10 protein-coding genes are annotated in these 10,458 nt (G+C 45.1%); 9 read left to right on the top strand and 1 reads right to left on the bottom strand.

Annotated elements, in window-relative coordinates; translation table 11 throughout:
• Window positions 1-177: 177 nt before the first annotated feature.
• Window positions 178-1,266 carry a pyridoxal phosphate-dependent aminotransferase gene (locus GPK58_RS07270; protein WP_215638432.1) on the bottom strand — a complete coding sequence of 363 codons (1,089 nt, stop codon included), beginning with the start codon at window positions 1,264-1,266 and terminating at the stop codon, window positions 178-180.
• A gap of 286 nt (window positions 1,267-1,552) precedes the next feature.
• Here GPK58_RS07270 and GPK58_RS07265 point away from each other — a divergent pair, with 286 nt between their 5' ends.
• The 9 genes from GPK58_RS07265 to rpsG all read left to right on the top strand — a co-directional run bounded on the left by GPK58_RS07265 (window position 1,553) and on the right by rpsG (window position 10,457).
• On the top strand, window positions 1,553-2,497 hold the full coding sequence (locus GPK58_RS07265) for a ketopantoate reductase family protein (protein WP_059086618.1): 945 nt from the start codon (window positions 1,553-1,555) through the stop codon (window positions 2,495-2,497).
• A gap of 115 nt (window positions 2,498-2,612) precedes the next feature.
• Entirely contained in the window at window positions 2,613-3,179 is a 567-nt protein-coding gene (locus GPK58_RS07260) for a LemA family protein (protein ID WP_215638431.1), read from the top strand.
• Between the two features lie 56 nt (window positions 3,180-3,235).
• The gene (locus GPK58_RS07255) at window positions 3,236-4,177 is read left to right on the top strand and encodes a TPM domain-containing protein (protein ID WP_215638430.1); all 942 of its coding nucleotides are present in this window, start codon (window positions 3,236-3,238) and stop codon (window positions 4,175-4,177) included.
• A gap of 274 nt (window positions 4,178-4,451) precedes the next feature.
• Window positions 4,452-5,126: a TMEM165/GDT1 family protein gene (locus tag GPK58_RS07250; RefSeq protein WP_118752649.1), complete on the top strand. Its 675-nt coding sequence runs from the start codon at window positions 4,452-4,454 to the stop codon at window positions 5,124-5,126.
• A gap of 89 nt (window positions 5,127-5,215) precedes the next feature.
• Window positions 5,216-5,473 carry a sporulation transcriptional regulator SpoIIID gene (spoIIID, locus tag GPK58_RS07245; protein ID WP_021653046.1) on the top strand — a complete coding sequence of 86 codons (258 nt, stop codon included), beginning with the start codon at window positions 5,216-5,218 and terminating at the stop codon, window positions 5,471-5,473.
• A gap of 183 nt (window positions 5,474-5,656) precedes the next feature.
• On the top strand, window positions 5,657-6,061 hold the full coding sequence (locus tag GPK58_RS07240; protein WP_022426578.1) for an ACT domain-containing protein: 405 nt from the start codon (window positions 5,657-5,659) through the stop codon (window positions 6,059-6,061).
• 550 nt (window positions 6,062-6,611) lie between these two features.
• A complete protein-coding gene (locus GPK58_RS07235) occupies window positions 6,612-9,134 on the top strand; it encodes a YfhO family protein (RefSeq protein ID WP_215638429.1) in 2,523 nt (840 codons plus the stop codon).
• Window positions 9,135-9,337: 203 nt separating this feature from the next.
• A complete protein-coding gene (gene rpsL, locus GPK58_RS07230; protein ID WP_015526360.1) occupies window positions 9,338-9,757 on the top strand; it encodes a 30S ribosomal protein S12 in 420 nt (139 codons plus the stop codon).
• 229 nt (window positions 9,758-9,986) lie between these two features.
• Entirely contained in the window at window positions 9,987-10,457 is a 471-nt protein-coding gene (rpsG, locus tag GPK58_RS07225) for a 30S ribosomal protein S7 (RefSeq protein WP_059086633.1), read from the top strand.
• Window position 10,458: the final 1 nt, after the last annotated feature.

Below are 10,458 nucleotides of genomic sequence, written 5' to 3'. Positions count from 1 at the left end.
GTTTGAGAATGATGTAAAAACGTATAGTATTCAAACAAAAAAGAGGCCCTGTATGTTGTGAGAATGTGATCCTTGCAGAAAAATATGCAGGTAAAAAAATGCCTGACAGAAATGTCTGTCAGGCATAGGAGACATAAAACAGGGGATCCGGAAATCCAGGATCGTATTGTACAGCTTTTACAGCGATTTCAGCACTTTAACAAGCCGTGAATTATCCTCCGGCATCATAATACAGAATCGTACAAATTCCCCGTCCAGGCACTGGAAGGAAGAACAGTCACGGATCATCATGCCTTGTCTGATGCAGGCTTCAAATACGTCATAGGAGGTCAGTCCGTTTTTCAGGATCCGGAGCAGGATAAAGTTTGCATAGGCGGGATAGATTTTGTAGGTGTCTGTATCCCTTAGTTCCCGGATCATCCGGTCGCGTTCGGAAAGGATCAGATTTCTGGTTTCTTTAATATAATCTTCATCCTGCAGCATGATCTCTCCTGCAAAGGCACCAAGGCTGTTAAGTGACCATGGTGTCTGTTTTTCGCGCATTTTTGCAAGAAAGTCCATATTTCCGGTGATGCCGTAGCCCAGGCGCATTCCGGGAGCAGCGAAGAATTTGGATACGCCGCGGAGTACCATGAGATTGGTGAATTCCCGTGTCAGCGGAACTGCGGTGATGGCGTTGATATCCGGGGCAAATTCCACATAGGTTTCGTCGATCATCACGAAGATATTTTTTTCTGCACAGAAACCGATAAGTCTGCGAAGCTCTTCCTGGATGATGGCAGAGGAGGTCGGATTGTTGGGATTGCAGAGGATGAGAAAATCATAGCCCTGCTCCAGCTTCCGACAGAGATCCGGAATGTCCGGCTCGAAATCATTGCTTTCCTGAAGGTGGTAGTATTCCTGGGTACTTCCGGAGAAAGAGAGCTCTCTGGAGTATTCAGAATAGGTAGGTCCAAGGATCAGAGTATGCTTCGGGGCACGCTCCTGGATCAGAAGGGAGATCAATTCGCTGGAGCCGTTTCCCGGAAGAATGAAATCAGCGGGAATATTGCAGTAGCTGGAAATCGTATTTCGAAGGGATGTGTATTCTCTGTCCGGGTAGGAGGAAAGGATATCCACGTGTTCTGCAATGGCTCTGCCGGCTTTTGGGGAAAGTCCCAGAGGATTGACATTTGCACCGAATTTGACGATGTTTTCTTTTTTCAGATTGTAGTAGCTGCAGATCTTTTCTATATCACTTCCGTGAAAAACGGGTTTGGTATCCATTTTTGTCACCTCACATTTTTATTTTTTTCGTAAAAAATTTATATCCAGTATACACCAGAATCCAGGACAAAAAAAGACGGGATAAAAAGTTTCTGTATTTTTTTCGAATAGGATATTACTGAAAATTGCTTTCTGGAAATGTATGGGAATATTTGATACAATGAGCAGGTAGCGAATGTAGATTGTGAATATCCATGCTGTTTGTTAATGCGGACCGTGAATATCCACATTTTTTCCGGGGCGGGTAAGTTTTCAGGGAGAAACAGCAGGAAAGGAAACAGAAAATATGAATACAGAAGAGAAAAAGATCGCAGTGATCGGAATTGGTGGTGTTGGTGGTTACATAGCCGGGCTGCTGGCGAAGGCGTATCCTCATGTGACGATGGTTGCACGTGGCGCCAGGGCAGAGAGCATCCGGAAAAAAGGCCTGGTGCTTCACAGTGATTATAAGGGTGAGATTGTGGCAAAGCCAGAGCGGGTAGTTCCAATTCAGGATATGGGACAGCAGGATTATATTTTTATCTGTGTAAAAAATTATTCACTGGCGGAGGTGTGCGAAAGTATCCGGGACATGGTCACGGATGATACAGTGATCATTCCGGTGATGAATGGTGTGGACCCGGGAGAAAACATCCGCCGTCTGGTTGGTAAGGGAACGGTTGTGGATTCGCTGATCTATACGGTGGCTTTTGCCAATGAGGATTTTTCCATTTCCCAGCAGGATACGTTTACGTGGCTTTGTATTGGAATAAAAGATGCGGATGAACGGCAGCAGAAGAAAGTTGCAGAAGTGGCAGGGATCCTGAAAGGTGCGGATATTGACTATAAGGATCAGGGGGATATCGAGGTGGAAATCTGGAGAAAGTATATCCTCAACTGTGCCTTTAATGTGATGACTGCTTTTTATGATAATACCATCGGGGAGCTCCGCAGAGATCCGGTGAAAGCGCAGCAGTATGAGAAGCTTGTATGGGAAGCTGCCAGTGTAGGTCAGGCCAAGGGGGTTGCGTTGACGGATGAGCACATCAATGAGGTAATCCATAAATTCCGCCATGTACATGCAGATAATGCAACCAGCTCCCTGCAGAGAGATTTTCGCATCCGGAGAAAACAGACGGAGCTGGAAACCTTCAGCGGCTATATTGTGAAAGAAGCGAAGAGACTTGGTGTTTCCATTCCGCTTTCCGAAAAAATATATCAGGGACTTATGGAAATAGCAGAAAAATTCTGACCGAAAAGGTGAGTTTTTCTGGTGGAATCCTGTATGCTCTGGTACAATGGGGATATAAAAAATCCTGTATCGCAGGCTGAAAGGTTATCTGTGATATCGGAAGGGAGGAAAAGAGATGAAGAAAGTATTTTTGGCTGTTATTGCAGTGATCGTGGTCCTTGCCGGAGGACTTATGCTCAGTTACAACGGGCTTGCTGGAAGTAAAGAAGCTGTGGAAACTGCAGAGGCTGATGTGGATACCATGCTGCAGAGACGTGCAGATCTGATCCCGAATCTTGTCAGCACGGTAAAAAGTTACACGAAGCATGAGACGGGGGTTGTTGACAGGGTTCTGGAGGCGCGGGACCAGCTGATGAATGCAGATACCGTGGAAGAGAAATCTGAGGCAGATCAGCAGATGGACAGTGCACTTTCCGGTCTGAAGGTTGTGGTGGAAAATTATCCGGAACTGAAAAGTGATACTACTTATGTGGGCCTGATGGATGAACTGTCCGGAAGTGAAAACCGGATCTCTGTAGCGAGAAAAGATTATAATGAGGCTGTGAAAGCTTATAACACAAGGCTTGTGAAATTCCCCGGGAATGTATTTGGTTCCATGTTTGGCTTTGAGAAGGCGTCATATTTTGAGGCCGATGATTCAGCAGCAGATACGCCGGATGTAGGGGATATGCTGGCAGAGTGATAAGATCAGACCATTGTTCTGATGAAATGAAAGAACGGATAGAGGGAGAATATCCTATGAAAAAATGGATCGGACGGATGGCTGTGCTGCTGGCTTTTGTATTGACGCTGTCCGGAAGTACGCTGGCAGCTTTCGGGAAGATCCCGTCTGCCACAAAAGAATTCTATGTTAATGATTATGCAGGGGTTTTCAGCGATACCTGGAAGGAAGAGCTTTGCAAGGCTGGTGAGCAGCTGTATGAGGATACCACAGCGCAGCTGGTTGTCCTTACCGTGGATACCACCGATGGGGAAGACATCAGTGATTATGCAGTGGAAACCGGCCGCAAATGGGGAATTGGTTCAAAGAAGAAAAATAATGGTGTCCTGATCGTCCTTTCGATTTCGGACCGTAAAGTCTGGGTATCTGTCGGCTACGGTCTTGAGGGAAAGCTGCCTGATTCAAAGACCGGACGACTTCTGGATGAATATGCAGTTCCTTCCTATAAAGACAATCAGTTTGAAAAAGGTACCGTGGAGCTTTATTATGCACTGCTAAATGAGATCCGTGAGGAATACGGCCTGGAGAAGATAACAGCTCCCAGGTATGAGAAGGTGCAGCAGGATGTGGACGACGATGAGGATGAGGGAACTGTCTGGGAGATCGCGCTGGGGCTTGTAATGATCGTTTTGCTCATGGTGGGCGCATATCTGCTGTGCGTGATGCTGCCTGTATTTCTTATCGTAACTATGGTTCTGGTTCTGAAGGGCCTGATAATGAAATTGTCGGGAAAGGATACCGCAGACTACTGGAAAAAGAATTTCAGCCGTATGAGTGTACTGCATCGGCTCTTTAATTCCCTGTTTCCGCTGAGCTGGATCCTGGGAAGAGGGGGAAAAAGCAGCGGCGGAAGTTCCGGTAATGACGATGACAGAGATGATGATTATGACAGCTACGACAGCGGAAGCTCCGGAGACGGAGGAAGCTTCGGCGGTGGCGGTGCAGGCAGGGATTTCTAGTGGTGTCGGCATGAATCGCCGGTTCTCTTGTACAGCACAGGCGGAGCTTTTTAATGCTCTTGACAAAATTTCTCAACTTTGCTACAATGACGAAAATCAATTCCGTGAGGGAGTAATTCGCGTGTAGACGTGGTTTGTCAACATACTGGTGCATGCACCTGGCAAATCTTAAAGAATGAGACTCATGTATATTTTATTTCTGTTACAGAGATAGAGTATACGTGGGTCTTTTTTTATGGCTCCGAAGCGGATGAATATGCAAAGGAGAAGAAAGATGCTGTTATTTATGAAAGTGCTTTTTACCCAGTTTATTGCGGAAATGGGTGACAAAACACAGCTGATGCTGGTGGCAATGACTTCCAGGTTCAAGCTGAAGGATATTTTGCTTGGAACCGGTGTTGCTGTCCTGGTGCTCAACGGACTGGCAGTGCTTGCAGGAGGTATTATCAGTACCGTGGTCCCTACCTGGCTGATCCGTCTGATCGCAGGTGCAGCGTTCCTGTTTTTTGCGGTGACAACGCTGAAGGGTGACGATGATGAGGAGGAGAATGTTAAGGATCGCAAGATCAAATTTGCACCGCTGTCTGTATTTTGTACATTTTTTGTTGCGGAGCTGGGGGATAAGACACAGCTTACCGCAATTACATTTGGTGCCAATGAGGGACTGAGTTCGGCGGTTGTGGTATGGCTTGCCTGTTCACTGGGACTTTTTGCAGCGGATGTGATCGGACTTCTGATCGGATATCTTCTGAAAAGCAAGGCACCGGAGGGAATCCTCAATACAGTTGCATTTGTTATTTTTTCCATTTTTGGAATCCTGACGCTGAGACAGGGATTTGGCCTTCTGCTCGGGGCGGGCTCTTCTATGATCCTTCCACTTACCGTAGCGGTTACGGTTGTGTTTGTGATCGTCTGTCTTGTGCTTTATAAGCAGGCGAAAAAGAATTAAATTATTATAAGGAGCTTTGCACAGAATAGGGCTCATACCTGAAAAAGCCTCTGCATACACTGTAAAAAAGCGTCTTCGGGGGCTTGGCAGTGAAGGATTATATTGAAGAACGTGCAGTTGAGATCGCAGGATATATTGTTGAAACAAAGGCTACGGTGCGGCAGGCAGCTAAGAAATTCGGGATCAGTAAGAGTACGGTACATAAGGATTGCGTAGAACGCCTGAAAGTGATCAATCCGGCTCTGGCCATAGAAGTTCGCAAGGTACTGGATGTAAACAAGCAGGAGCGACATATCCGGGGAGGTATCGCTACCCGGGAAAAATATCTCCATGCTCACATGCGGTGAACAGGCGGTCCGGGTTAAATGCTGATCATAAAATATCAGTGTTTATGGAGCCGGGTAAACTAAAATATGAATGTCTGTGTTATTATCCGGCTTGCTCTGGTTGACATACCTGATAAGATGTGCGAAGATTTATCATACGATAGAACAGCAAAATAAAGCACATAGGAAAGAGAGGATTTTATCATGCTGAAACAGTTATCCATCTATGCAGAAAATAAAAAGGGTGTTATGCAGAACATTACCGGTATCCTGAAGGATGAGGATATCAACATTCTGGGCTCTGTAACCAATGACAGCGCAGAGTACGGAATCGTACGAATGGTAGTTTCGGAGCCGGATAAGGCAATGGAGGCTCTGATCGCTGCCGGATATCTCTGCCACGTGATCGAGGTGATCGGAGTGGAGGTTGAGGATAAGACTGGAAATCTGAATGATCTGCTTCTTACACTGAAGGACAGTAATGTGAGCGTGGATTATCTGTACCTCTCCTTTAACCGTGATTCCGGCAAGCCGATCATGGTATTCCATACCGAGGATATCATGGAAGTGAGATCCTGCCTGAAATCCAGAGGCTATACCGTTTTATAAAAACAGGATTTTACCGTGTGGTAGAGGCTTTTATCCGTTTGATAAATATTAAAATATTCTATATTATAAACACGAAATATCAATTTTACAAATGTATATGGCCATGCTATCATATATCCATAATAGTTCTTAACCTGTAAACAGCCACCTCAGGATATGTGAATGTCCGTATCATACAGGCCGGGAACTAAAAAACTCATCACATAAAGTTAATAATTACACCCATGAATAGATCTGTGGATCAGCGTACACAGATTCCTTCAGAAAGAAGCTGTTACGTCGGCGGAGTTTTCTGTGTCTCCAATGATGTGACAGCTTTTTTCTTTTGCTCTGAAAAAATTCGCAGTAATTTCACAAAAACATGATACAGTAGGAAACATGCTATGATCTGTTTTGCAAAAATGTTCAAGTTTATGAGCATGCGATAAAGTAAAACGCAGATGTTTGATTTACAGAATACAGAGGATCAGAAAAAAATAACAGCCGATAGATAATTCAGCTGTCCAGAACAGAACGGACTGGAATTACTACAGACAGACGAGGAAATGAAATGAGACCAATAAGAATACAGAAAGCGGAAAAAAACAAAAAACAGGGAAACAGAGGGTGGATCTATCTCCTGGCGTTTCTGTTTCCGGTGCTGATCTTTACGCTGGGCTTTGCATTGAAGGGTGTTTATCCTTTTGGAGAAAATTCGGCGCTGGTGGTAGATGGAGTCCATCAGTATACAGCCTTTTACAGGGAACTTTCAGAGCAGCTTGGAAAGGGAACGGGCTGGACCTGGTCTGCACATGCCATGGGATATAATTTTTACGGATTGTTTTGCTATTATCTCTGCAGTCCGTTCAGCTTCCTAATACTGCTGTTTATGAAATTCATGTATGTAAACGAGGCTGTCACTGCGGTGATCCTGATCAAGGCAGGGCTTTGCAGCGTATCCATGGCATGGTATTCCGGGAAAAAATATCCGGGCAGAGGAAGTATGGCAGTTTCTCTTGGCTGTATGTACGCACTGTCTGATTTTTTTATAGGCTATTACAGCAATGTGATGTGGCTGGACTGTATCATGCTTCTTCCGGTGCTTGCATATCTTACTGAACAGCTGGTGCATACCGGAAAATGGCGAGGGTATTGTCTGGTGCTGGGGTACTGTATTTTAACCAGCTATTATATGGGATTTATGTTATGCACATTTGCTGCTTTTTATTATCTGGCAGAGCTGGCTGCGGCAGAATCCGGTCGACGGCCGGAGAAAATCCGTTTTTCATTATTGAAATTTGCCGGGGCGTCTGTTGCCGGAGCCGGACTTGCAGGAATCACACTGATCCCCGGAATTGCTGCGGTATCCAGAACTGCAGCGGCGGAAGAGGCAGGCACCGGACTTTCGGGAGTGTACGGAGATATCTGGAAACAGCTGGGCGCATTATTCGAGGATTCCCTGTCCTTTGTAAAATCCGGCGACCAGGGAGATGTGAACCTTTACTGTGGCTGTGCAGTGCTGCTTTTTGCCGGGATTTATTTTCTGAATAAAGAAATCCGCACAGCAGAAAAAATCGTAACAGGTATATTGATCGTTTTGTATTTTGCGGGGATCCATATCACAGCGCTGAATCTGCTTTTTCACGGATTGCATAAACCTGTGGGAATCCCCAATCGTTTTGTGTTCATCCTGATATTTCTGCTGTTGAAAATGTCCTGTGATGCATGGGGAAATGTGGAAAATGAAAGCACAGGAAGAATTTTTGCCGGACTGATCGCTGCAGAGGGCTTCTGTATCGTTGTGGGGATCAAAAGCGGAAATATCTGGGGACTTCTGCTTACAGCAGGGGTTCTTGCAGTATTCTTTCTGGTTATGTGGACGGAACGGTGTATCTGTGGAAAACTGTCCGGTCATGCCTTCTGCTGTGTGGAGATCCGAAAGCTGGGATGTCTGGTGCTGGCAGTGCTGATCCTTGCAGAGACAGGAATTCATGGAATCGTCAGTATTACAGATAATGGAACCGTAAACCGTGATATTTATGTGGAAAGTGAGCAGGAGGTTTGTGGATTACTGGAATCTGCCGGTGTGGATCAGGTGGATTACCGTGCCGCCATCGTAAATCCTCTTGTGAGAAATGAAGAGATGCTGTATCAGCTGAACGGGATATCTATGTATTCCTCTACTAATACAGAGGTAATGTGGGATTTTGTAAAAAACATGGGCTTTGAAAATCTGGAAAATCGTTTTCAGTATGCGGGATCCACGGAAGTGGCGGATATGCTTCTGGGAATACGATATCTGTTTTGCAGGAATACAAGAAAGCTTCATACTGTTTATAAAAAAATCGGAGAAAGCCAGTCCTTTGATCTCTATGAGAATCCGAGAGCACTGAAAGCAGGATATATGGTCAGTGATTCCGTACTGGACTATGCAATGGAAGGAACAGATCCACTTGAGGTTCAGAACCGGCTGCTCAGCGGTATTGCGGGAAAAAGACTGTACAAAATGCAGACGGTGTCTTCAGAAGCAGTATGGGCCGGGACTGTGGATTTTGATATTTCGCTGAAAAAAGGGGAGCATGGGTATCTCTATATTCCGGGGACAGAGCCGGAAACTGTAACGATCAACGGCCAGGAGCAGAAATCCGATTACTGGAATAATAATTTCCTGGATCTTGGCACTTATGATACGGATACGGTTGTGCATGTAACTGCGGAAACCGGAACGCAGGAAGCGGTTCTGGGAACTTACCGGGAATCGGACCTGGATGAGATCTATGAAATGCTTTCTTCCCGGCAGATGGATCTGAAGAATGGAAAGGGTACCATAGCTGCAGCAAAGGATGGAATGCTCCTTCTCAGCATATTTTATGATCCTGATATGCAGATTTATGTAGATGGGAAAAAGGTCGATGGGAAAAGCATCCAGGGGCTTACCGGTGTAAAGCTTTCGGCCGGGACACATACGGTTACTATGAAATATCGGACTCCGGGGCTGCAGGCGGGAGCAGTTCTTTCTATATTAATAGCAGGAATACTGGGAATACTCTGGTATATCAGCAGAAGAAAAATGGGTATTTCCGGCAGGTTGTGACATCTATGGAGAAAACCGTGTAAAACCCCTGTAAAATCAGCAAAAATTCTTTATAAAACACCTTGACAAGCCCTGTATTTACGGTCTATAATGAGCAAGCGTGCGAATGAAACGTTATATTTTCGCATGCCGTAATTTGTAAATAGCAACCGCAAGGCCCCATGGGAAAGCCCATGGAGAAATAAATCGGGAGGTGAAATGGAATGCCAACATTCAACCAGTTAGTAAGAAAGGGCCGTCAGACAGCTGTTAAAAAATCTACAGCACCGGCTCTGCAGAAAACATACAACTCTTTAAGAAAGAAAGCAGTTGATCAGGCTGCTCCACAGAAACGTGGTGTTTGTACTGCTGTTAAAACAGCTACTCCTAAAAAGCCTAACTCAGCTCTTAGAAAGATCGCCAGAGTTCGTCTTTCCAACGGTATCGAGGTAACAAGTTATATTCCAGGAGAGGGTCACAACCTTCAGGAGCATAGCGTTGTTCTTATCCGTGGAGGAAGAGTTAAGGACTTACCTGGTACAAGATACCACATCATCAGAGGTACTCTTGATACCGCAGGTGTCGCTAACAGAAAACAGGCTCGTTCCAAATACGGAGCTAAGAGACCTAAAGTTAAAAAATAATTTTTGTAGATCAGAAATCTACGCCGCTTCCTGATTGCAGATAATCAGGAGGATTACAAAGATATTATTCATCTAATGTATTACAGCGGAAGACTATAAAGATTTGTACGGTATTCCATATACCCTGTCGGTTGCGGGTTAAATATAGGACCTTACCAGTGCGAACATGCAATAGTTTTACTGCGTGAGTACCGATGATATAATCAATATGATTAAGGAGGGAAGTAACGTGCCACGTAAAGGACATACTCAGAAAAGAGACGTTCTGGCTGACCCGATGTACAATAACAAAGTGGTTACCAAGCTTATCAATAACATCATGTTAGACGGTAAGAAAGGTGTTGCTCAGAAAATTGTATACGGTGCATTCACCAGAGTAGAGGAAAAAGCTGGTAAACCAGCAATTGAAGTATTTGAAGAGGCTATGAACAATATCATGCCAGTTCTCGAGGTAAAAGCAAGACGTATCGGTGGTGCTACTTATCAGGTTCCGATCGAGGTAAGAGCAGACAGACGTCAGGCACTTGCTCTTCGTTGGCTTACAATGTTCTCACGTAAGAGAGGCGAGAAGACAATGGAAGAAAGACTGGCTAATGAGCTTCTGGACGCAATGAACAACACAGGTGCATCCGTTAAGAGAAAAGAAGACATGCACAAGATGGCTGAGGCAAATAAAGCATTTGCTCACTATCGCTTCTAAT

The sequence above is a fragment of the Blautia sp. MCC270 genome (genome assembly GCF_018785605.1).
Taxonomy (GTDB): Bacteria; Bacillota; Clostridia; order Lachnospirales; family Lachnospiraceae; genus Blautia_A; species Blautia_A fusiformis.
The sequence above is the reverse complement of the archived record's forward strand: the minus strand, read 5'-3'. Positions and strand labels throughout refer to the sequence as shown.

Excerpts from the sequence above, each read along its gene's own strand:
- GPK58_RS07240 (WP_022426578.1), top strand. The coding sequence starts at position 5,657 with ATGCTGAAACAGTTATCCATCTATGCAGAAAATAAAAAGGGTGTTATG.
- rpsL (WP_015526360.1), top strand. The coding sequence starts at position 9,338 with ATGCCAACATTCAACCAGTTAGTAAGAAAGGGCCGTCAGACAGCTGTT.
- GPK58_RS07270 (WP_215638432.1), bottom strand. The coding sequence starts at position 1,266 with ATGGATACCAAACCCGTTTTTCACGGAAGTGATATAGAAAAGATCTGC.
- GPK58_RS07250 (WP_118752649.1), top strand. The coding sequence starts at position 4,452 with ATGCTGTTATTTATGAAAGTGCTTTTTACCCAGTTTATTGCGGAAATG.
- GPK58_RS07265 (WP_059086618.1), top strand. The coding sequence starts at position 1,553 with ATGAATACAGAAGAGAAAAAGATCGCAGTGATCGGAATTGGTGGTGTT.
- GPK58_RS07255 (WP_215638430.1), top strand. The coding sequence starts at position 3,236 with ATGAAAAAATGGATCGGACGGATGGCTGTGCTGCTGGCTTTTGTATTG.
- GPK58_RS07235 (WP_215638429.1), top strand. The coding sequence starts at position 6,612 with ATGAGACCAATAAGAATACAGAAAGCGGAAAAAAACAAAAAACAGGGA.
- GPK58_RS07260 (WP_215638431.1), top strand. The coding sequence starts at position 2,613 with ATGAAGAAAGTATTTTTGGCTGTTATTGCAGTGATCGTGGTCCTTGCC.